The organism is Streptomyces roseirectus (genome assembly GCF_014489635.1).
In the GTDB taxonomy this organism is placed as follows: domain Bacteria; phylum Actinomycetota; class Actinomycetes; order Streptomycetales; family Streptomycetaceae; genus Streptomyces; species Streptomyces roseirectus.
The window spans coordinates 3,393,099-3,415,452 of record NZ_CP060828.1 but is presented as its reverse complement, the minus strand read 5'-3'; the positions used below and the strand labels follow the sequence as shown (position 1 = coordinate 3,415,452).

Here is a 22,354-nt window from a genome sequence, read left to right as displayed (position 1 = left end):
CCGGGAAATCGGGGTCATTTCCGAGGCGCAGCTTCGGATCCTTGAACAACTTGCCTGCCTTGAACGGCAGATCGTCCGGACGGGAGTGGTGGCATGAACGACCGCACGCCGGACGACCGTCCGGCCGAGCCCGGCTCCGCTGTCGAACGCCTCGCCGTGCCCGGACAGCACGCTGAGGACGAGGTCGAGATTCCACGTCACATCCAAGCGCCCGCCCCGCGTCCCGGCCTTCGTCCCGCGCACCGTCGCCGTCCCGCCCCTGACTTCAGCCTCTCCTTCTCCGGCGGCCATCACCAAGACCCCGGTTACGGTCTCCTCGTCGAAGCCGCCCGCTACGCCGACACCCACGGCTTCCACGGCCTCTGGCTCCCGGAGAGACACCTCCACTCCTCCGGCGGCCTCTTCCCCAACCCCCTTGTCCTCGCGGCGGCGTTGGCCCGCGAGACGCACCGCGTTCGGATCAACACCGTGGTGCTTCCGCCGCACGACCCCGTCCGCATCGCCGGGGAGTGGTCGATGGCGGACAGCCTCTCCGGCGGACGGATCGGCATCGGCATCGGCGTCGACGGCGCGTGCGGTGAACGGCTGGAGCAGATAAGGGCGTTGTGGCGGGGAGGCAGACGCGCGGGCGACGTCAGTCGCGTCCCGCGCCCGGTCCAGCCGGACCCGCCGGTGTTCCTGGCCGTCGGCGACGACAGGGCGGGGTACGAGGAGGCGGCCCGCGCCGGCCTGGGCGTGGTGACGGAGATGACGGACCAGTCGGTGGAGCGGTTCGCCGAGGACGTCGCGCATTACCGTGCGACGCGCGAGCGGTACGGGTTCGATCCGGACGCCGGACGGGTCGTCGTCGTGCTGAGCGCCTGCCCCGGCACCGGCCTCGCCCTGATCGACGCCCTCGCGGAGGCCGGTGCCGATGAGTTGGCCGCGCTGGTGGACCTCGGGGTGACGCCGGAGCAACTGCGGGCGGTGTTGGGGGAGTTGGACGTCCTCAGGCGGCGGTACCACGAGGACGTCCCGCAGCGGACGACACAGCGAGCGCCGCAGCGAGCGGCACCGGCCCAGTACACCGAGCACTCCGCCCCCGCCACCCCCGTCCAACGCCGCCTCTGGCTCGCCGCCCGGCGTCTCGGTGCCGCCGCCCACAACGAGGCCCGCGCGGTCCGCCTCCGAGGCCCGCTGGACCTGACGGCGTTGCGGACGGCCGTCGAGGCGGTCGTCCACCGGCACGACGGGCTGCGGACCGTCTTCCGGGCGGAGGAGGGCGACGCGGACGGGGAGACGCTGCGGCAGGTCGTGCTGCCGCCCGCGCCGGTGGGCGTGACCGTCACCGACGCGCGCGGACAGGACCCGTCCGACACGGTCCAGGTCGACCCGTCCGACATCATCCGCGCAGTACGGGAGGACGCGCACGACCTCGCGCACGGCCCCCTGTTCACCGTCACCGTCGTCCGGCTCGGGGACGACGATCACCTGCTCGTCCTCGGCACGCACCGCATCGCGCTCGACGGGCACGCGGTGCGGCTGGTGACGCGGGATCTGGGGGAGGCGTACCGGGCGGTGCGCGAGGGGCGGGTGCCGGAGTTTTCCGGGCCCGCCGGGACGAATCTGTCGCTCACGGTGACCGCCGGGCGCGACGGGGACGTCGCGTGGTGGCGTGAGCACCTGGGGGAGGTGCCGCCGGTGCTGCGGCTGCCCACCGACCGGCCGCGCGGCGGGCAGTTCCGGGGGCCGGGGGCCGCCGTCACCGTCCGGCTCGACGCGGCCGACACCGCGCGGCTCCAGTCCTGGAGCGGCCGGCACCGGGTCACCCTCTTCGCGACGCTGTGCACCGGCTGGCAGGCGGTGCTGCGCGGGGTGTGCGGGCAGGACGAGTTCCTGCTGGCGACGACGTTCGGGCAGCGCGAGCCGCAGGCGCAGGACGTCGTCGGCTCCCTCGCGGCCGTGCTGCCGCTGCGGGTCTCCCTCACGGACGCGACTCCGCTCGACGAGGCCGTCCGCGCGACGCGGGACGCCCTCCTGGACGCCGGTGAGCGCGCCGCCGCGCCCCTCGACGCCCTCCTCGCCGGGCTCACCCCGCATCCGGGCGAGCCGCGATCCCTCACGCCGGTCTCCGTCGACTTCGGCGACGAACCCCTCCTCGGCCTCACCCTGCCGGGGCTGCGGACCGAGGCCGTCGAGGACACCGGCGCCTGCGTCCCCCTCGAACTGATGCTGACCGCCACGAGGAGTCGTACGGGGCTTGCCCTGCGGCTCCAGTACGACACCGGGCTGTATGACGAGGCGACGGCTCGGGGGTTGGTGGAGGTGCTGGTGCGGGTGTTGACGGCTGTCGCGGATGAGTGGGCGGAGACGGTGGGGGATCTGCCGGTGTCGGCCGAGGGCCCGGCTCCGGCGTCTGCTTCGACCGCGGCCGAGCTTGCCGCGAACCCTGACCTCACCCCCGTCACCCTGTTCTGTCTTCCCCCTGTCGGCGGCTCCCCTCTGGTCTTCCGGCCTCTTCTCGCCGCGCTGCCGTTGGAGATCGACGCTGTCGTGGTCGGGCGGGGGAAGGGGGCGGGGCGGAGTTTTGAGGAGAGCGTGGGTGACGTCGCCGGGTGGATCGCGGAGCGGGTCGGGGAGGGGGCGTACGCCTTGTTCGGGCACGGGGGCGGTGGGCTGCCGGCGTACGAGGTGGCGCGGCGGCTGGTGCGGGACGGGGGCCCGGGGCCCCGGCATCTGTTCGTGGCGGAGAGTCGGCCGCCGCAGCGGGACGCCGGTGAGTCTGAGCCCCGGTTGGCCTGTCCCGTGACCGTCGTGACGGGCGGTGAGGAGGTGGCGGTGTCGGTCCGGGACGTGGATCTGTGGGCGGAGTTGACCACCGGCCCGGTGTCGCAGGTCGAACTCGAAGGGGACGTCATGGAGAGTCACGCGGACGCCGTCGCCGAGCGGGTCAGGGGCGCCCTGTTCGACGTCCCGGAGGCCGAACCGGTGACGCCGGAGTTGTTCCGGGAGGCGATGGCGCGGCTCGCGGCGCCGGTGACGGTGGTGACCGCGTGGGACGGGGAGGGGCGGGCGCGGGCGTTCACGGCGAGCGCGGTGTGCAGTCTGTCCGCCGAGCCGCCGTTGCTGCTGGTGTGTGTGGACAGGTCCTCGCGTGCGCATGAGGTGTTCACGCGGGCGGACCGGTTCCTCGTCAACGTCCTCGGTGATGAACAGGCTGCTGTGGCACGGGAGTTCGCGGGGCGGGACAGGGCTGCGGCCGAGGCGTCCCTCGTTCCGTTGGAGCGGGGGCTGCCCGGTCTGCCCGGGGCGGCGGCCCGGTTCGCGTGCGTCAGTCGGCAGGTGCTGCCCGGTGGGGATCACAGCATCCTCACGGGGCGGATCGAAGCCGTCGCCCTCTCCGACGCGCCGGCGCTGGTCCACTTCCGGCGTGGGTGGCACCGGGCTGTGGCCCTCCCGCCCGAGGAGCAGCCGTGATCGCGTGGCCCGTCCTCACAGAGGCAACTCGGCTTCTGTGAACGGATGTTGGCCGAGACTGTTCGGGGATACGATCACCCGCGGGGCGGAGATAAAAGAAGAAGATTCTTTTTGGCCCGGGTTTTGAGTGACCGTCGGATCTCTGGCTGAGCCCGTGGAGGGCGTGATGACGACACGGACGCTGAAGCAGCGGCGGGCCGAGCTGACGCGCTCCGCGCTGATACGTGCGGCGGCGGAGATGTTCGGGCAGGTCGGGTTCGAGCGGGCCACGGTCAAGGCGATCGCCGAGCGGGCCGGGCTGACGCTGGGGGCCGTGTACTTCCACTTCCGGGACAAGGAGCATCTGGCGCGCGAGATCGTCGTCTCCCAGCCGCAGTTCGTGGGGGCGGCCCAGTCCTCCGAGGGGTTGCAGCACGCCGTCGACCTCACCCTCTCCTGGGCCCGCCGCATGCTCTCCGACCCGCTCCTCCGAGCGGGCGCGCGCCTCGTCATGGACCAGGAGAACTTCGTCGTCCCCGAACAGAGCTCCCACCGTCAGTGGGCCGACGTCCTCCTCCAACACCTCCACGCGGCCCGCCTCCGCCACGAACTCCGCCCCGACGTCGACCCCTCCGAACTCGCCCGCGTCCTCGTCAACGCCTGCACCGGCGCCCAGATCCACTCCCGCATCGAATCCGACTACCAAGACCTCCCCGACCGAGTAACCGCGATCTGGCGCTGCCTCCTCCCCGGCGTGGCCCAACCGGACGCCGCGGCCCGGGTGAACTTCGAAACGAACGGGGGGACCGGGGGCAACGGGGGGACCGGCGGGACCGCGAGCCCGGGACCGGGGTCGGTATCAGGACAGACGCCGATATCCGAACAGGGATCATCACCGGGGACGGGGACGGGGACGGGGACGGGGACGGGGACGGGGACGGGGACGGGGACGGGGACGGGGACGGGGACGGGGACGGGGACGGGGACGGGGACGGGGACGGGGATCGGCTCGGCCCCGGGGACTGGGCCGGTACCGGGGACCGGCGTGCTACCGACGCCGAGGCTGACGACCAAGCCGACGCAAGCCTCCGCACCGGGACCGGCACCGGAACGGCCCTGACCACGCCCGCCGACACCTGAACCAACGCCCACACCACCCCAGGCGCCCGCACCAACTCACACACTCGCGCCGGCATCCGCGTCAGCCCTGGTGCCCGTGCCGGCCTCAACCCCGGCACCAGCTCCGGAGGTTGCACGGGCACCCACCCAAGAGCCCGCATCGGGCCCGGTGTTCGTGTCGGCGTGGGTAACTGCGCTGCACTCGGACTGAGTTCGCGCCAGCTCAGTCGCCAACGCCGGCATCAGACCCGGCACCCGGCGTCGGCAGGAGCACCCCGCTGGAATCTGGCCCGGCGGCCGCGCCGATGCCGGTGTTCGTGTCCCCGCCGCCCTCAGTCTCCGGCGTCCGCGTCAGTTCCGGCGTCCACGCCGTCACCAGACCTGGCATCCAAGGGAGTTGAGGGCCCGGCGGTCGTCGTCAAGGGTGGCGACGGCACGGCCACGGACGGGCTCGCGTTCCCGCACACCCCCCACGAGCGTGAACCCCACCACCCCCACCCAGGCCCCCGGTGCCCCCGCCACGACCGCGAACCCCCGGCCGCCACCAAGGCCTCAAGACACCCGCGTCCCCGCCCGAACCCAGCCCCCACCACCCGCCTCGCCGGCTCAGCGGCGCGGCTGCCGGGGTACCAACCCCGTGGGGTGCGCGGTCTCGGGGAGGGGGGTGGGGTCCAGGACCAGGCGGAGGATTCGGGGGACGTCCTCGGAGGTGCCGGGGCATTCCTGTTCGGAGGCGTCGGGGTGGTAGGCGCGGTGGCGGGCGCAGGATTCGGAGCCGGTGATGAGGTGGGAGGCGAGGGCGGTGAGCGTGGCGGGGTCGGCGCCGGGCGGGAGTTCGTCGGGGCGGGCGGTGTCGAGGCGGGCGCGGAGGGCCGGCTGCCAGACGGAGTACCAGTTGGGCGGCGTCCAGAGGAGTTCACGGGTGAGGCGGGCGGCGGCGCGGACGACCGGCTCGCGGTCGAGGAGTCCGGTGAGGGCGAGCGTGAGGGACGCGAGCCATTCCACCGAGGCCCCGGGGTGCGCGGGGAGCGCGGCGACGGCGTCCCGGGTCGTGACGAGCCCCTGTTCCCCGACCGTGCGGGCCAGGCTCTCCTTGGAGGCGAAGTGGAAGGTGAGCGCGCCGAGCGAGGTGTCCGCGGCCTGGGCGATGCGGGTCAGCGAGGTGCCCTCGTATCCGTGCCGGTCGAAGACCCCGGCCGCCGCGTCCACCAGAGTCCGCCGCGTCCGAGCGGCCCTCTCCTGCCTCATGCCGCCCCTCTCCTCATGCCGCCCCTCTCTGAACGCACACCACCAGGAGAACAACCAGCGAACGAAAGAAAACCCACACTATTTTAAGGGCCGACGAGCGTACCGTTCCAACGAGGTGTCAGGTCCGAGGTGACGCCAGGCACGCTGTCCCGGAAACAAAAAAACGATTATTCTTCCGAGCGGTCGAGATCTAGTCTCCGGCCGAGACTTGTCGCGAATCGCTTGGGGGCAGCGTGGACATCAAGGTACTCGGAACCTTCTCGGTCAAAGTGGACGGTATGCCCGTCCTGCCGGCCGCCCGGCTGACGAGGCAGACGCTGGCCCTGCTCGCCGCGTACCCCGGCCAACTCGTGCCCACCGACGTGCTCGCGGAGGAGGTCGCCCCCCAAGAAGCCCCGGGCACCGGCAGGTTGGTCGTCCAGACCGCCGTCCGAGAACTGCGCGAACTCTTCGCGGAAGCGCTGCGCGGCGGCCGGCGCCGGGACGAGCTGCTGTCCGAACTCCCCGGCGGCTACCGGCTGGAGACGGGTACGGGCACTCTCGACACCTCGGACTTCGAACGGTACGCGGGCGCCGGCTACCGGGCGATGGAGGCCGGCGACGCGGAGCGCGCGGCGCGCCGGCTGCGGCAGGCCCTCGCCCTGTGGTCCGGCGAGGCGTTCTCCGGCGTCCAGGCGGGCCCCCGCCTCCAGTTGCGGATCGACGACCTCGAACGCTCGCGCCGGCGCGCCGTCGACCAGTGGATCGAGGCCGAGCTGCGGGCCGGCCGCGACCGCCAGCTCATCACCGAACTCGTCGCCGTCATCGCCCGGTTGAGGCTGCGCGAGCCCCTGTACGAGCGCCTGCTCGAAAAGCTCCACCCCGGCAACACCTCCCAGAACGCCCTCACCGCGTACTGGCAACTACGCCGCGAACACCCCACGCCGGCCCCGGTGTGGGCCTGAACAAGGGCTCGGCCCTGTATACAGCGCCCGGAATGCCGTATACAAAAGAGAGCCGGGCGACGGGGGCCGCCACGCATTCCGGCCGGGCCGCCGCCCGGGAAGCCGACCCGCGCGGCGGGGATCCGTCCCTCGTTCACCCCGCGGCGCCGTCGGCCGCGCCTCACTCTACGGACGGCGATCTTCCCGGCAAGTAAGCCGGTTCGAGAATGTCAAGTCCCGGACCTGATGGACTCCGGCGCACTTGACGGACTGCGCAAACGTCCATTGGCCGCCGTCGAGCCGCAGGCCAAGAATCCTGGCGAGCCGTCACCCGCATCCGTGCCGCGCCCCGCGCCGCCGGTTTCCTCCGAGCGCGCCACGGCTCGCACCGCACCGCAGGCCGTGACCCCTCAGCTCTACGGAGACCCCAGTGGACAACACCCTGCTCGACATACGGCTGAAACCCGCGAAGCAGCAGCCCGCGTGGGACGACCCGGCACAGCTCGAACGCGTCCGCGACGAACTCGTCCGGCGTCCCGCCCTCGTCGCCACCGAGGACGTCCGTGAACTGCGCGCCGCCCTCGCCCAGGTCGCCGCCGGGAAGGCCCTGGTCGTGCAGTCCGGCGACTGCGCCGAGGACCCCGCCGAGTGCACGGTCGCCCACGTCGCCCGCAAGACCGCCGTCCTCGACTTACTCGCCGGCGCCCTCAAGATGACCGCGCACCAGCCCGTCGTCCGCATCGGGCGCATCGCCGGGCAGTTCGCCAAACCCCGCTCCAGCGACACCGAACGCGTCGACGGCGTCGAACTCCCCGTGTTCCGGGGGCACATGGTCAACTCCCCGGAGCCCGACGGGGACAGCCGCCGGCCCGACCCGTTGCGCCTGCTCACCGGCTACATGGCCGCCGCCGAGATCATGGAACACCTCGGCTGGCACGGGCCCAGGAACCGTGTCGAGCCGCCCGTGTGGACCAGCCACGAGGCGCTGCTCGTCGACTACGAGATCCCCATGCTGCGCCGCGACCGCGACGGCCGGCTCCTGCTCGCCTCGACCCACATGCCGTGGATCGGCGAACGCACCCGCCAGGTCGACGGCGCCCACGTCGCGCTCCTCGCCGAGGTCGTCAACCCCGTCGGCTGCAAGGTCGGCCCCAAGATGGAACGGGACGAACTCCTCGCCCTGTGCGAGAAGTTGGACCCCGAACGGGAGCCCGGCCGGCTCACGCTGATCGCCCGCATGGGCGCCGGCACGGTCGCCGCCGCGCTGCCCCCGCTCGTCACCGCCGTCCGCGAGGCCGGGCACCCGGTGGTCTGGCTGACCGACCCCATGCACGGCAACACCGTCACCACCCCGGCCGGCGTCAAGACCCGGCACACCGAGACCGTCGAACGCGAGATCGCCGAGTTCCAGGCCGCCGTCCGCGCGGCCGGCGGTGTCGCGGGCGGGCTCCACCTGGAGACCACGCCGGACGACGTCGTCGAGTGCGTCGCCAACTCCGGCTGCCGCACCGGCCGTTACACCTCCCACTGCGATCCGCGCCTCAACCCCGGCCAGGCCGTGGCCGTCACCTCGGCCTGGACCTCTGCGAAGTGAGGAAACCCATGAGCAGCATCGCAAGCATGGACGGCAGGACCGCCCTCGTCACCGGCGCCGCCGGCGGCATCGGCACCGCGATCGTCCGCACCCTGGCCACCGCCGGCGTGCGCGTCGCGGCCGTCGACCGGGACGCCCGGGAACTCCTCGACGTCACCGCCAAGCTCTCCGCCGGGGGCCTCGACATCGCGCCGCTGCCGGCCGACATCACCGACGAGGACGCCGTGCGCCGGGTCGTCGACGAGGCCGAGCACCGGCTCGGGCCCCTCGACCACCTCGTCAACGCGGCCGGCATCCTGCGGCTCGGCCCCGTGCGGGGCTATCGGACGCAGGACTGGGCCGACACGTTCGCCGTCAACACGACCGGGGTGTTCCACGTGACCCGCGCGGTCGTCGACCGCATGATCGCCCGGCGCTCCGGCGCGATCGTCACCGTCGCGTCCAACGCCGCGCGTACGCCGCGCAGCGAGATGGCCGCGTACGCCGCGTCCAAGGCCGCCGCCGCGCAGTTCACCAAATCCCTCGGGGTGGAGGTCGCGCGGTACGGGATCCGGTGCAACGTCGTCGCGCCGGGGTCCACGGACACGCCGATGCTCAGCTCCATGTGGCGGGACGAGAGCGGGCGGCAGGCCACGATCGACGGCTCACCGAGCGCGTTCAAGCTGGGCATCCCGCTGGGGAAGATCGCCCGCCCCGAGGATGTGGCGGCGGCGGTGGCGTTCCTGCTGTCGGACGATGCCGGGCACATCACGCTGCATGACCTGACGGTGGATGGTGGGGCGACGTTGGGGGCGTGAAGTGCCCTTCTGAGCAAGCGACTTGAAAGGAGTTCTGTATGTCCGGCCTGCCCGCCATCGAGCCTTACCCCCTCCCCACCGCCGACTCCCTCCCCGCCCGTGTGCCCCCGTGGGCCGTCGATCCCGCTCGGGCCGTGCTGCTCCTGCACGACCTCCAGCGGTACTTCCTCCGCCCCATCCCCGAGCCCCTGCGCGGGCAACTCATCGCCAATGCCGCCGAGTTGGTCAACTGGGCCCGTGGAAAAGCCGTTCCCGTCGCCTACACCGCTCAGCCCGGCGGTATGACGCCCCAACAGCGCGGTCTGCTCAAGGACTTCTGGGGGCCGGGGATGAGGGTCGACCCGGCGGATCGGGAAGTCGTGGAGCCGGTCGCGCCCCGGGACGGTGACTGGCTGCTCACCAAGTGGCGGTACAGCGCGTTCTTCAACAGCGATCTGCTGAAGCGGATGCGGGACGCCGGCCGGGATCAGCTGGTCGTGTGCGGGATCTACGCGCACGTCGGTGTGCTGGCGACCTGCGTGGAGTCGTACACGCACGACATCGAGACGTTCCTGGTCGCCGACGCCGTCGCGGACTTCGGTGAGCGCGACCACCGGATGGCCCTGGAGTACGCGGCCCGCACGTGCGCGGTCGTGCTGCCGACGAAGGAGGTCCTGGCGTGAAGCAGGACGCGCTGCACCGCATTCTGGAGGGCGAGGCGGGCCCGTTCGCCCTGCTGTTCCGCCCGGAGACGGCCGGCCCGCGCTCGCTGGACGTCCTCCTCGGGGACGTCCAACTCCCGGACACCCTCGGCGAGATACCCCTGTGCGGCGACGGCGGACAAGACGGCCCCGGCGCCGAAGTCCTCGTCCTCGTCCCCTACCGCCAGGTCCGCGAGCGGGGCTTCGAGAGTCACGACGACGGCGCCCCCCTGGTCGCGCTGACCGTCACCGAGCAGGAGACCCTGCCGCTCACCGAGGCCCTGGCGCGGATCCCGGACACCGGGATCGAGCTGCGCGGCGGCGGCTTCGACGTCGGCGACGAGGAGTACGCCGAGATCGTGCGCCGCGTCGTCGCCGACGAGATCGGCACCGGCGAGGGCGCCAACTTCGTCATCAAACGGTCGTTCACGGCCGAGATCACCGGCTACGGAGTCCACTCGGCGCTGACGTTCTTCCGGCGCCTCGTCGAACGGGAGACCGGCGCCTACTGGACGTTCGTCGTGCACACCGGTGAGCGGACGTTCGTCGGCGCGACCCCCGAGCGGCACGTCAGCCTGCACGACGGCACCGCCGTCATGAACCCGATCAGCGGCACCTACCGCTACCCGGACTCGGGGCCGACGCTCCCCGGCGTCCTCGACTTCCTCGCCGACCGCAAGGAGGCCGACGAGCTCTACATGGTCGTCGACGAGGAACTGAAGATGATGGCCCGGATCTGCGCCGACGGCGGCCGGGTGGTGGGCCCGTACCTCAAGGAGATGGCGCGGCTCGCGCACACCGAGTACTTCATCGAGGGCCGCTGCGACCGCGACCCGCGCGAGATCCTGCGCGAGACCCTGTTCGCGCCGACCGTCACCGGCAGCCCCCTGGAGAGCGCCTGCCGGGTCATCGCCCGGCACGAACCCCGGGGCCGGGGCTACTACAGCGGCATCGCCGCCCTCATCGGCCGCGACGAGCACGGCGGGCGCACCCTGGACTCCGCGATCCTGATCCGGACGGCGGAGATCGACGCGGCGGGCCGGGTCGGCATCGGCGTCGGCGCGACCCTGGTGCGCCACTCCGACCCCCTCGCCGAGGTCGCCGAGACCCGCGCGAAGGCGGCCGGGCTGGTCGCCGCGCTGGAGTCGGGCGGGCCCGCGCGGTTCACCTCGCATCCGCAGGTGCGCGCCGCGCTGGAGCAACGGAACGTGTCCGTCGCGGAGTTCTGGCTCGCGGAGGCCCCGCAGCCCTCCCGGCCGCACCCCCGCCTCGCCGGGCAGCGCGTCCTCGTCGTCGACGCCGAGGACACCTTCACCTCGATGATCGAGAAGCAACTCAAGGCGCTGGAGCTGGAGGTGACGGTCCGTCGGTTCGACGAGCCGTACGTCTTCGACGACTTCGACCTCGTCGTCATGGGCCCCGGCCCCGGCGACCCCCAGGACACCGGACACGTGAAGATCGCCCACCTCGACGCGGCCGTCAGCTGCCTGCTGCGCGAGCGCAGACCGTTCCTCGCGGTGTGCCTCAGCCACCAAGTCCTCGCCAGGCGGCTCGGGTTGGACGTCGTCCGGCGTGACGTCCCCAACCAGGGTGTGCAGAAGGAGATCGACCTCTTCGGCACCCCGGAGCGCGTCGGCTTCTACAACACCTTCTCCGCCCGCGCCGCCGACGACCGCCTCACGCTCCCCGACGGCACCGAGGTCGAGGTCAGCCGCGACCCCAGGACCGGCGAGGTGCACGCCCTGCGCTCCGCCCGCTTCGCGTCCATGCAGTTCCACGCCGAGTCCCTGCTCACCGTCGACGGCCCCCGCATCACCGCCGCCCTCCTCGACGCCCTCGTCGCGGGACTCCCGGCGCTCGCCTCGTGACCCGCACCGACCCGGCGGCGGTCCTCGTCGGCCCCATGGGCGTCGGCAAGTCCACTGTCGGCCGCCTGCTGGCCGCCCGCCTCGGCGTGGGGTTCCGGGACACGGACGACGACGTCGTCACCGCCGAGGGCCGGGCGATCACCGAGATCTTCGCGGCCGGGGGCGAGCCCGCCTTCCGGACGGCCGAGAAGCGGGCGGTCGTGCGCGCGCTCGTCGGACACGGCGGCGTCCTCGCCCTCGGCGGCGGCGCGGTCCTCGACCCCGGCACCCGCGCCCTCCTCGCCGGGCACCGGGTCCTGTACCTCACGATGGGCGCCGCCGAGGCCGCCCGGCGCCTGAACCTCGCCGGCGGTCGCCCCCTGCTCGCCGCCCCTGATCCCCTGGGCCGCTGGCGGGAGTTGACGGCCGCCCGCCGCCCTCTGTACGAGGAGGTCGCCACAGCGATCGTCGCCACCGACCGGCGCACCCCTGCCGAGGTCACCGAATCCGCCCTGGCGGCCCTGGAGTTGACGACCGTATGACCGCCGGTCTCCCGCCTACTACGTCCACCGACCTTCCAAGGAGCACGAGTTGACCAGGCTGCGCTGGCTCACCGCGGGCGAGTCCCACGGCCCCGCTCTCGTCGCCACGCTGGAGGGCCTGCCCGCCGGTGTGCCGATCACCACCGACGACGTCGCGGGCCACCTCGCCCGCCGGCGTCTCGGGTACGGCCGGGGCGCCCGGATGACGTTCGAGCGCGACGAGGTGACGTTCCTCGGCGGCGTCCGGCACGGCCTGACGATCGGCTCGCCGGTCTCGGTGATGGTCGGCAACACGGAGTGGCCGAAGTGGGAGAAGGTGATGGCCGCCGACCCCGTGGACCCGGCCGACCTCGGCGCCCTCAAGCGCAACGCCCCGCTGACCCGCCCCCGCCCCGGCCACGCCGACCTCGCCGGCATGCAGAAGTACGGCTTCGCCGAGGCCCGCCCGGTGCTGGAGCGCGCCTCCGCCCGCGAGACCGCCGCCCGCGTCGCGCTCGGCGCCGTCGCCCGCTCCTACCTGCGCGAGACGTGCGGCGTCCAGATCGTCAGCCACGTCGTCCGACTCGCCGCCGCCCAGGCCCCGTACGGGGTGTACCCGACCCCGGCGGACGTCGGGAGGCTGGATGCGGACCCGGTGCGCTGCCTGGACGCCGACGCGTCGAAGGCGATGGTCGCCGAGATCGACCAGGCCCACAAGGACGGCGACACCCTCGGCGGCGTCGTCGAGGTCCTGGCCTACGGCGTGCCCGTCGGCCTCGGCTCGCACGTCCACTGGGACCGGCGCCTGGACGCGCGCCTGGCCGCCGCGCTGATGGGCATCCAGGCGATCAAGGGCGTCGAGGTCGGCGACGGCTTCGCACTGGCCCGCGTCCCGGGCTCGATGGCCCACGACGAGATCGTCCCCACCGCCGACGGGCTCCGCCGGACCAGCGGGCGCGCCGGCGGCACCGAGGGCGGTCTGACGACCGGTGAACTCCTGCGCGTCCGGGCCGCGATGAAGCCGATCGCGACCGTGCCGCGCGCCCTGCGCACCGTCGACCTGGCGACCGGCGAGCCCGCCCGCGCGCACCACCAGCGCTCCGACGTGTGCGCGGTGCCGGCCGCCGGGATCGTCGCCGAGGCGATGGTCGCGCTGGTCCTCGCGGACGCGGTGGGGGAGAAGTTCGGCGGCGACAGCGTGGCGGAGACCCGGCGCAACGTCCTCGGCTACCTGGAGACCCTGTGAGCCGCCGCTGATCCGGGCGCCCCCGGGCGCCCCCGGTTCTCCTCGGTCCTCCTCGGTTTTCCGCAGGGCTGAATCGGGTTTCCGTAGGGCTGAACCCCCATCAAGTAGGCTGTTGTGTCGGCCTTTTCCGCGAGCCTGGTTGACAGTCGGTCGCTCATCTGTCGCGGAGCGTTGACCCGGGGTCGGCGAGCCTTTACCTTCCGGGGAGATCGTTCGGACTACGGGGGATGGGTTGGGTGATGGAGCCGCCGAACTCGGACAGTCACATACTCGCCGTGCTGGAACTCCTCGCGGAGGACAGCCCGCCGAGCCGTTTCGACTCACTGCTGGTGCGGGCCCGCCGCGAAGGGCTGCCCGACGCGGAGCTGGGCCGCCTCAGCCGGGCCGTGCAACTGGCCCGCGCCCTGCCGGAGCGGCCCGGCAGACGACGGCAGTGGGAGGACGACCTCACCGCCCTCGTCGACACCGCCCGCGACCTCATGGACGCCCCCGACGTCGACGCGCTGCTGCGCACGGTCGCCCGCCGCGCCCGCCGGCTGCTGAGCCTCGACATCACCTTCGTCGCCCTCATCGACCTCACCGGCGAGGTCCAGGGCCACGCCGCCGAGGGCTCCGTCACCGACCTCAGCACCAAACTCGACCTCGTCTCCGAGGGCAGCGTCGGCGCCCGCGTCCTGCGCACCGGGGCGCCCGCCTGGACCGCCGACTGCATCCTCGACCAGACCTTCGCCACCTCCAAGGGGCTCGACGAGGCCACCCAGGCGGAGGGCCTGCGCGCCCTGCTCGCCGTCCCCTTACGGGTCGGGCACACCACCGTCGGCATCCTCTACGGCGCCCAGCGCGCCGTGCGCCACTTCACGCCCGACGAGATCGGCGCCCTCATCCAGTTCGCCGACCTCGCCGCGCTCGCCGTCGACAACGCCCGACTCCTGGAACGCGCCCGCCACCAGTCCACCGAACTCGAACAGGACAACTACCGCGTGCGCGCGGGCCTGGTGCGCCTCCAGGAGCTGACCGACGCCTACGGCCGCATCATGAGCCTCCCGCTCGTCGGCGCCAACCTCGCCACCATCGTCGCCGCGACCGGCTCCGCCCTCGACGGCACCGCCCAGCTCTACGACCCCGCCGGACGGCTGCTGGCGGGCAGCGGCGACGGCTGCGCCAAGGCCGACATCGACGAGGCGATCCTCGACGCGCACGCCCGCCGCACCACCGTCCGCACCCCCGACGGCGTCTGGGTCGCGCCCGTCATCGCCGGCGCCGAGAACCTGGGCCACCTCGTCCTCGCCCCCGAGACCCGGCTCGTCGGCGCCGACGAACGCCTCCTCCAGCTCGCCGCGCAGGTCTGCGCCGTCCAACTGCTCATCCAGGGCAGCGCGGGCGTCACCGAGTCGCCCCTGCGCGACGAACTCCTCGACGAACTCCTCACCGCGCCGCTGCGCGCGCCCCGCCGCATCGCCCAGCGCGCCCGGCAGATCGGCATCGACCTCGACGAGCCGTACGTCGTCGTCGTGATGCGGCCCGAGGGCGGCGACCACGGGCGCGCCACCGTCTGGTCCCTCTCCTACGTCCACCGCATGACCGGCCTCAAGACCGAGCACGACGGCTGCATGGCCCTGCTGTTCCCCGGCACGGACGCCTCCGCCGCCGCCCGCGCGGTCTCCGGCGAACTCTCTCCGCTGCTCGGCCGCCCGGTCTCCTGCGGCGCCGCCGGGCCCGGCCGGGGCGTCATGGAGGTGCGGCGCGTCTTCCAGGAGGCGGTGCGCTGCCTCGACGCGGTGACGGCGCTCGACGCGCCCGGCGCCACGGCCGCGCCCCAGGACCTCGGCTTCCTCGGCGTGCTGCTCTCGGACGACCGTGACGTGCGCGGGTTCGTCGACGCGACGATCGGGCCGATCCTGCGTCACGACGAGGAGCACTTCACGGAGTTCGCGGTCACCCTGGAGGCGTACTTCGCGGCCAAGTCCAGCCCCACCGGGGCGGCCGGCGCGCTCCACGTCCACCCCAACACCGTCTCCCGCCGCCTCGAACGCATCACGGCCCTGCTCGGCCCGGACTGGCAGAACCCGGGACCGCTCCTGGAGATCCAGCTGGCGCTGCGGCTGCACCGGGTGCGGGACGTACTGCGAGGGTGAGGCCCCCGTGCGGCCTCACACACGGCTGACCCCGAGCCGGCCGCGCTGCGTGGGGCGCGGCGGGCTCGGGGCGTCTGTCGACCGGGCCCTGTCGGCGGGGGCTCGGATCGTGAACCGGGTGGCTCTGTACGGGAGTTGGTCGTACGGGAATTAGGGGCGCGGCACCGTCGTGAGGTGTTCCGCGCGGGCCAGGACCATCGCCGTGTGGGCCGCCGAGGCGAGCGTCACGTGGCGGTGCCAGCCCGGGAAGGAGCGGCCCATGAAGTCCCGCAGGCCGCACGCCTCGCCGATCTCGGCGAAGTCGGCGTCCACCCGGCGCGGCAGCCGGGTCAGCCGGACGAGCCGGCCCACCGGGGACTGGCCCAGGTTGGTCAGCCACGCGGCGGACGGCGGCTGATGGGGGTCGGACCACTCGCCCAGCAGCAGCATCGGATGCCGGCGCCCCTGCGCGTCCGGCACGGTCACCCGCACCACCGACGCCAGCGCCGAGCGCACCGCGCCCGCGCGCGCCGGGTCCGGCCACGTCACCGGCCGGCGCAGCCCCTTGGTCGCCTCCAGGATCTGCTGCGCGCACAGCGGGCCGGCCCGGAACCCAGGCAGGGCCCGGTCGGCGACCGCGAGCCGCGTCGCCGCCGTCACCCGCGCCAGCACCGGCACCCCGGCCTCCGTCAGCCGCGTCAGCGTCGTCGCCGTCGTCCCGCCCCTGACGTCCAGGACGACGGGTCTGCGGGCGGCGCCGCCGTTGTTCTGGACGACTTCGAGCACCGCTTCCGCCGTGCACTGCTCCAGGCTCTCCGCGGACGCCTTCGCGGGGACCTCGGCGCGGTCGCGGCGGCGGCTGTCGCTCACCCACGGGTCGGTGAGGAGCAGTCGCCAGTGCACCGGCACGCTCAGCCGCTCCGACGCGTACCACACGCCGATCGCCTGCTGGCCGCTGAACAGGTGGCCGAGTTGCGGGGCGAACAGGCGGTCCACGCCCACCGAGTGCTCGCCGGCCTTCGGTATGTGCATCGACCGCACCACCCACGCCTGCGCGGGCGCCGCCCGTTCCGCGTACGCCGCGAGCGCGGCCCGCATCGGGCGCCAGTCCCAGGTCGAGCAGGAGATGAAGTGGTGCAGGCCCTGCTCGGCGTTCGGGTCCCCCAGGTGCGCGGCGATGTTGCGCACCGACTTGCGGCCGCTCGTGGTGAGCAGGCCCTGGAAGTACATCTCCGCCTTTCGGCGCTGGTCTCTCCTTCGGAACGGGGCGAACAGCGCCCGGCTCAGGTCGGCGGCCACGGCGTCGACCGCCGGGGCCGGGGGGCGGCTGGTGTACTGGTGACGTGTGGTCACGGCCCCGGCGGGCGCGGAGCCGGCACAGGTGGACACAGGCACGACGGTCTCCTCAGCGGTGTGTGGGGGGACAGCTACTGTCGGTCGCAGTCCCAACCGTCTCTTGACCATCACCGTGCAACCAGGTGGGCCCGCAATCGACTTTGGTGCCGTCGGTGGTTGTCCCGGCCCCATGTGCGAAGCCGTGGTGACAACACCGTCAACAAAGCGCTTGCACCGAGCCTGCAACGAGCGGTGTAAGTGTTCTCGGGTCACACCCGTCGGGGGCGGGTCTTGTCAGCCGCGCGGGGGTGCGCCGTACAGCCGCAGGAACGTCCGCACACCGGACGTCACGATCTCCTCGATCTCCGCGTCCGGCAGCGGGACCGCGCCGTTGAACGAACTGTCCGCCACGTTCGCGAACGTCAGCAGCGTGAAGTGGTTCGCGGCCTTGGCGGCGTCCGTGACGTGCAGGAACCCCTTCTCCGTCAGCTGCCGCAGATACCCCGCGAGCAGACCCTGCGCCGCGCTCGGCCCCACCTCCCGCCACGCCTCAAGGAGCGGCCTCGGGATCCTCGTCGCCTCCGCCTTGATCGTGCGGACCAGCGAGAAGTGCTTCTCCGCGGCCATCGCCGCGCGGGCCCTGTCCACGCCGAACTCGACGAGGTCGTCCTCGATGTCGACGATCTTCCGCAGATGCCGGTCGGCGATCGCCGCGACGGTCCGGGTGAAGTCCTCGGCGCCCTCCAGGACGACGCTCTGGAACAACTCCTCCTTGTTCGCGAAGTGGTTGTAGATCGTCCTCTTGGACACCCCCGCCTCGCCCGCGATCCCGTCCACGCTCGTGCGCGTGTACCCGTCCCTCCCGAACAGCTTCCGCGCGGCCCCCATGATCGCCCTCCGCTTGTCGGGCAGCCCCCGCAGCGGTCTCGGGGCGGGCGGGGAGTGAAATGCCATGGGCGCCTTTCCGGGGTGCTGGTTCTGTGAAGTTTAGGGCGGCGGGGGTTTCGGCTGTGTTGCCGACCGCAGGTGGGGGCGTCGGAGGGGGGTGTTGGCGAGAGCACACCTCCGCGAGCGGATGCGGTGGTGGCCCCCTCACCCGAGCCGGCCGAACCCGCCGCGAGGGGACGGGAGCCGACGCCGGGGAAGTCGCCGGGCGCCCGCGCCTCGGTGCCGTCTCCGAACGGCGTCCGGACTCGGGTGCCGGATGACGTCCCGCCGGGTGGTGTACCGGCGCCGGTGAGCGCCCCACGCCGTGGCCGACGGCCCCCGCATCGCCCGGCGGGAGACCATGCCTCGCCGGGCCCGGACGCCGACCGCTGACGTCGGCTCGCGCCGCGCGGTGCCGCCGCTCCGGCCGCGAGGCGGTGTAGTCGACCTTGCCCGGCGGGTTCCGGTGCACCGGGCGGAGGACACGTCGTGGGCCCCGGCGCCGTACGCGGTCCTGAATCGCGCCAGTATGCCGATGACTCGCGGATTCCGACGCCTTGATTCCCTGCGCCGACTGGCGGGACGTCATCGGGCCCGCCGTGCGGTGAGCCTGCTCGCGGGGCGCTCCGGCGTCCGCATACCCGTTTCCGCCCCCGTCGGGCGCGCGCATACGATGCGCTCGCACAGCTGTATGAAAACGGACCCGATCAGGAGCACGGTACCCGTGTCGACACCCCCGCCCGCGCCCCAGGGGCCTCAGGACAACCCGTTCCGCGCTCCGGAGCCGGGGCAGGGGCCGGGCGTGTTTCCGGGGCAGGTGCCGCCGGTGTGGGGGCGGGGGTACGCGCCGCCGTACCGGCCGGTTCCGCAGGTCAACGGGGTGGCGATCGCGGCGCTGGTGCTGGGCCTGCTGTGCTTCCTGCCGGCCGTCGGCCTGGTCCTGGGGATCATCGCGCTGGTCCAGATCAAGAGGCGCGGCGAGCGGGGGAGGGCGATGGCGATCGGCGGGACCGTGCTGTCGTCGCTGGGCCTGGCCCTGTGGGTCCTCGCGATCGGTACGAACGCCGGTTCCGAGACCTGGCAGGCGATCAAGGACGCCGCCGACACCACGTCCGTCACCGCCCTCGACAAGGGCGACTGCTTCGACCTGCCCCACGGCGACACGATCGGCAGCGACGTGTCCCGTGTCGACGAGGCCGACTGCCTCGGCACGCACGACGCCGAGATCTTCGGCGTCGTCCCCGTGAGCGGCGAGGACTTCCCGGGCCGGGCGGAGCTGCGGGACATCGGCAACGACAAGTGCTATGCCCTCAAGGCGCGTTACTCGATGGACCCGTGGGCCCTGCCCGCCGACGTCGACTGGTACACCCTGCTGCCCCTGCGCGCCGCCTGGGAGAACGGCGACCGCGAGATCACCTGCGTCTACGCCCACACCGGCTTCGGCACCCTCACCGGCTCGCTGCGCCGCGACGAGACCGTCCTCGACGCCGACCAGTTCGCCTACCTGAAGGCGATGAACGCCGTCGACGACGTCCTGTACGCCGAGCCGGAGGAATACCCGGACGAGAACCTGGACATCAACAAGGCGTGGGCCGGGCTGGTCCGCGACGAACTCGCGCGCCAGACGACGGCGTTGGAGAACCACGCCTGGTCCGCCGGCGCGCGTCCCTCGGTCGACGGCCTCGTCAAGGACCTGCACGACGCGCGCGAGGCGTGGCGCAAGGCGGCCGGCGCCGACGACGTCGACTCGTACTACCTGGACTACAACACCGGGTACGAGTTCGTCGACGGCGACGCGACGGTCGACGCGCGGCGCACGCTGGGGCTCGCGACGACGCCGCCCTCGTACGAGGAGGGCGAGGGCTCCTCCGAGGGCGACGGTCAGGGCGAGCTGGACGTCTGAGGTGTGAGCGCTGAGGCGTGAACGCGGCTATACCGGGAGAAAGTTCCTGAGTGAAGCCCCATCCCCGGTTTTGTCATCACATCGAGTGATTCTCTGGCCTTTGCTTGCATGGAGGAACCCACGGTTGCCAGGCTGTAGCTGTCTGTAAAACCTGATGGGAGCGGCCAGTGACTTTCGGTGAGCAGCCGGCGTATCTGCGGGTCGCGGGGGATCTGCGCAGGAAGATCGTCGACGGCTCGCTGCCACCGCACACCCGCCTCCCCTCCCAGGCGCGCATCCGCGAGGAGTACGGCGTCTCGGACACGGTCGCGCTGGAGGCGCGCAAGGTCCTCATGGCCGAGGGCCTGGTCGAGGGCCGCTCCGGTTCGGGCACGTACGTGCGGGAGCGCCCCGTGCCGCGCCGCATCGCCCGCTCCGGCTTCCGCCCCGTCGGCGGGGCGACGCCGTTCCGGCAGGAGCAGGCCGAGTCGGACATGCGGGGCACGTGGGAGTCCAGCAGCGAACAGGCCGAGGCGGACGCCGCCGTCGCCGCCCGGCTCGGGATCGAGCCGGGTGAGCGGGTCATGCGGACGCGGTACGTCTTCCGGGAGTCCGGGCGCGCCATGATGCTCTCGACGTCCTGGGAACCCCTCGCGCTCACCGGGCGCACACCCGTCATGCTGCCCGAGGAGGGGCCCCTCGGGGGGATGGGCGTCGTCGAGCGGATGCGCGCGATCGACGTCATCGTCGACAACGTCGCGGAAGAGGTGGGCGCGCGGCCCGGCCTCGCCGACGAACTCCTCGCCCTCGGCGGTGTGCCGGGGCACGTCGTGATCGTCGTCCAGCGCACGTACTACGCGTCCGGCCGCGCCGTCGAGACGGCGGATGTCGTCATCCCCGCGGACCGCTACCGCGTCGCCTACCACTTGCCGGTGCGCTGACGCTCCCTCAACCTCCTTCGGCCGTTTCCCCTCGTTTCCGGCCGTTGTGGCTTGTTGGCCGTCTGTTGGTGAAAAGCCGTGTTCGCTGCGTGAAGGTTGGGCGTAGGCTCGGGCATATGCGTAGTGCGGTTTCCTCATCGGGCGGGGTGGGCGCCACGGCAGACCCTAGAGGTGGAGGGGCGCGATGACCGACGGCAGCATCTTCTCCCTGCCCTGGCTCGTCATACGTCAGGACGACAGCGGCAACCGCTATCGCGTGGGGAGGTATGCGACGCAGGCGGAGGCGCAGAAGATCGCGGACAGTCTCGACAACACCGGGCACCGGCAGGTGTATTGGGTCGAGAGGGCGGGGCAGCAGGGGGATCCGACGCGGAACTGAGCCCCGTCCTGAGTCGATTCTGAGCCGGTGCTGAGCCCCGTCCTGAGCCGGTTCCGGGCTGCCGTATTCTCCGGCGCATGACGGAACGGATCGTGGTGGTCGGGGCCGCGCTGGTCGACTCCGGGCGGCTGCTCGCGGCCCGGCGCAGCGCGCCGCCCTCGCTGGCGGGGTGCTGGGAGCTGCCCGGAGGCAAGGTCGAGGCCGGGGAGCGTACCGAGGACGCGCTGGTGCGGGAACTCCGGGAGGAGTTGGGCGTCGACGCGGAGGTGTTGTCCCGGGTGCCGGGGGAGTGGCCGCTGCGGTCCCCGTACGTCCTCCACGTCCACTTCGCGCGCCTGCGCGAGGGCTCTTCCTCGCCCGCGCCCCTTGAGGACCACGACGACCTCCGCTGGCTCGCGTCCGGTGAGATCTGGGACGTCGACTGGCTGGACCAGGACGTGCCGGCCGTGCGGGAGGTGGTGGAGCTGATGGGGGTTCGGGACGGAGGGGTTCGGGGCTGAGGGGGTGAGGGGTGGCGCGGCTCGGTGTGGCTCGGTGCTGCTCGGCGCGCGGCTCGTGGGGCCCGTGTGCCGGAGCGCGGTAGTGCGGTGTGCGCCGGTCGGGCTGCTGTGCGCCTCTCGGGGTGGTAGCGGAGGTGTTAAATCGGGTATGTGGTCATCAAATCTGTGAAATCGGACATGGGTGTACCTCGCTGGGCTGGGAAGTGATCGGCGTGATCGACACCGAGGGCGACTGCGCCGAGTGGACGTTCCCCGCGGAGGCGGGTGCGGCGCGGGCGGCGCGGGCTGTGGTGCGCGGGCAGTTGCGGGGGTGGCGGCTGGAGGGGGTGAGCGATGTGGCGGTGCTGCTGGTGAGCGAGCTGGTCACCAACGCGCTGCGGTACGCGGACGGCCCCATCGGCCTGCGGCTGAGCCGCCCCGCCGTCCTCGGTGACGTCCTGCTCGTCGAGGTCTCCGACCCCCTCCCCGACCCGCCCCGCGAACGCACGGCCCGCCCGGACGACGAGAACGGCCGGGGTCTGCTGCTCCTCGCCGCCGCCGCGAACCGCTGGGGCACCCGTCCCGACGCCGTCGGCAAGACCGTCTGGTTCGAGCTGGCGGTACCCGAGTGACCTGCGCGGACGGGCGCACGGCGACGTGATCGAGGGCGCGCGGCGATTTCCGGCCACCGACTCGGCCCGCTTCGAGTGGTTCGACGGCGTGTCCGCTGGTTAGAAGAGTGGAAGTGTTGGAACGGAACGGTCCAAAAAGAGCCTGGGCCGTGCTGTGATCGTGAACACCGTGCCGTGCGGCCCCGTAGTGCTGGATACTGCGGGCAGCCGCCCCTGGTGACCCGTACCGGGCGCGGTGAGCTGGAGGGGACGGTT

Annotated in this window: 18 protein-coding genes; 15 read left to right on the top strand and 3 right to left on the bottom strand. The window is 72.8% G+C overall.

Going from position 1 to position 22,354, the window contains the following annotated elements:
• Positions 1-93 precede the first annotated feature (93 nt).
• Together IAG44_RS13975 and IAG44_RS44530 are read left to right on the top strand one after the other, a co-directional pair.
• Positions 94-3,456: an LLM class flavin-dependent oxidoreductase gene (locus IAG44_RS13975; RefSeq protein ID WP_187747453.1), complete on the top strand. Its 3,363-nt coding sequence runs from the start codon at positions 94-96 to the stop codon at positions 3,454-3,456.
• Between the two features lie 166 nt (positions 3,457-3,622).
• Positions 3,623-4,555: a ScbR family autoregulator-binding transcription factor gene (locus IAG44_RS44530; RefSeq protein WP_343075732.1), complete on the top strand. Its 933-nt coding sequence runs from the start codon at positions 3,623-3,625 to the stop codon at positions 4,553-4,555.
• Between the two features lie 605 nt (positions 4,556-5,160).
• Here IAG44_RS44530 and IAG44_RS13965 read toward each other — a convergent pair.
• Positions 5,161-5,802: a TetR/AcrR family transcriptional regulator gene (locus IAG44_RS13965; protein ID WP_187747452.1), complete on the bottom strand. Its 642-nt coding sequence runs from the start codon at positions 5,800-5,802 to the stop codon at positions 5,161-5,163.
• 278 nt (positions 5,803-6,080) lie between these two features.
• On the opposite strand from IAG44_RS13965, the gene IAG44_RS13960 reads away from it, so the two are divergent.
• From IAG44_RS13960 to IAG44_RS13925, 8 genes are all read left to right on the top strand, one after another.
• Positions 6,081-6,746: an AfsR/SARP family transcriptional regulator gene (locus IAG44_RS13960; RefSeq protein ID WP_187747451.1), complete on the top strand. Its 666-nt coding sequence runs from the start codon at positions 6,081-6,083 to the stop codon at positions 6,744-6,746.
• Positions 6,747-7,155: 409 nt separating this feature from the next.
• Complete coding sequence (locus IAG44_RS13955; protein WP_187747450.1) at positions 7,156-8,319, top strand: 3-deoxy-7-phosphoheptulonate synthase; 1,164 nt, start codon at positions 7,156-7,158, stop codon at positions 8,317-8,319.
• 26 nt (positions 8,320-8,345) lie between these two features.
• Positions 8,346-9,116, top strand: coding sequence for a 2,3-dihydro-2,3-dihydroxybenzoate dehydrogenase (locus IAG44_RS13950; RefSeq protein ID WP_187752668.1), 771 nt, complete (start codon positions 8,346-8,348; stop codon positions 9,114-9,116).
• A gap of 38 nt (positions 9,117-9,154) precedes the next feature.
• On the top strand, positions 9,155-9,778 hold the full coding sequence (locus IAG44_RS13945; protein WP_187747449.1) for an isochorismatase family protein: 624 nt from the start codon (positions 9,155-9,157) through the stop codon (positions 9,776-9,778).
• Positions 9,775-11,664, top strand: a complete 1,890-nt coding sequence (locus IAG44_RS13940) for an anthranilate synthase family protein (RefSeq protein ID WP_187747448.1) — start codon at positions 9,775-9,777, stop codon at positions 11,662-11,664. Before IAG44_RS13945 ends, IAG44_RS13940 begins: the two co-directional genes overlap by 4 nt.
• Positions 11,665-11,699: 35 nt before the next feature.
• Positions 11,700-12,185 (top strand): shikimate kinase, encoded by a 486-nt coding sequence (locus IAG44_RS13935; protein ID WP_187752667.1) that lies wholly within the window; start codon positions 11,700-11,702, stop codon positions 12,183-12,185.
• Between the two features lie 49 nt (positions 12,186-12,234).
• Entirely contained in the window at positions 12,235-13,410 is a 1,176-nt protein-coding gene (aroC, locus tag IAG44_RS13930; protein WP_187747447.1) for a chorismate synthase, read from the top strand.
• 239 nt (positions 13,411-13,649) lie between these two features.
• Positions 13,650-15,545 carry a helix-turn-helix domain-containing protein gene (locus IAG44_RS13925; protein ID WP_187747446.1) on the top strand — a complete coding sequence of 632 codons (1,896 nt, stop codon included), beginning with the start codon at positions 13,650-13,652 and terminating at the stop codon, positions 15,543-15,545.
• A gap of 150 nt (positions 15,546-15,695) precedes the next feature.
• On the opposite strand, the gene IAG44_RS13920 is transcribed toward IAG44_RS13925, so the two are convergent.
• On the bottom strand, positions 15,696-16,967 hold the full coding sequence (locus IAG44_RS13920) for an IS701 family transposase (protein ID WP_425508521.1): 1,272 nt from the start codon (positions 16,965-16,967) through the stop codon (positions 15,696-15,698).
• Positions 16,968-17,153: 186 nt separating this feature from the next.
• Positions 17,154-17,813, bottom strand: coding sequence for a TetR/AcrR family transcriptional regulator (locus tag IAG44_RS13915; protein ID WP_187747445.1), 660 nt, complete (start codon positions 17,811-17,813; stop codon positions 17,154-17,156).
• A gap of 697 nt (positions 17,814-18,510) precedes the next feature.
• Here IAG44_RS13915 and IAG44_RS13910 point away from each other — a divergent pair.
• From IAG44_RS13910 to IAG44_RS13890, 5 genes are all read left to right on the top strand, one after another.
• Complete coding sequence (locus IAG44_RS13910; RefSeq protein WP_246561691.1) at positions 18,511-19,689, top strand: DUF4190 domain-containing protein; 1,179 nt, start codon at positions 18,511-18,513, stop codon at positions 19,687-19,689.
• A 167-nt stretch (positions 19,690-19,856) separates the two neighbouring features.
• On the top strand, positions 19,857-20,609 hold the full coding sequence (locus IAG44_RS13905; protein ID WP_187747443.1) for a GntR family transcriptional regulator: 753 nt from the start codon (positions 19,857-19,859) through the stop codon (positions 20,607-20,609).
• Positions 20,610-20,793: 184 nt separating this feature from the next.
• Positions 20,794-20,988 (top strand): SPOR domain-containing protein, encoded by a 195-nt coding sequence (locus IAG44_RS13900; protein WP_187747442.1) that lies wholly within the window; start codon positions 20,794-20,796, stop codon positions 20,986-20,988.
• A gap of 77 nt (positions 20,989-21,065) precedes the next feature.
• Positions 21,066-21,488, top strand: coding sequence for a (deoxy)nucleoside triphosphate pyrophosphohydrolase (locus tag IAG44_RS13895; protein WP_187747441.1), 423 nt, complete (start codon positions 21,066-21,068; stop codon positions 21,486-21,488).
• A gap of 203 nt (positions 21,489-21,691) precedes the next feature.
• Entirely contained in the window at positions 21,692-22,099 is a 408-nt protein-coding gene (locus IAG44_RS13890) for an ATP-binding protein (RefSeq protein WP_246561690.1), read from the top strand.
• The last annotated feature ends 255 nt before the right edge of the window (positions 22,100-22,354 follow it).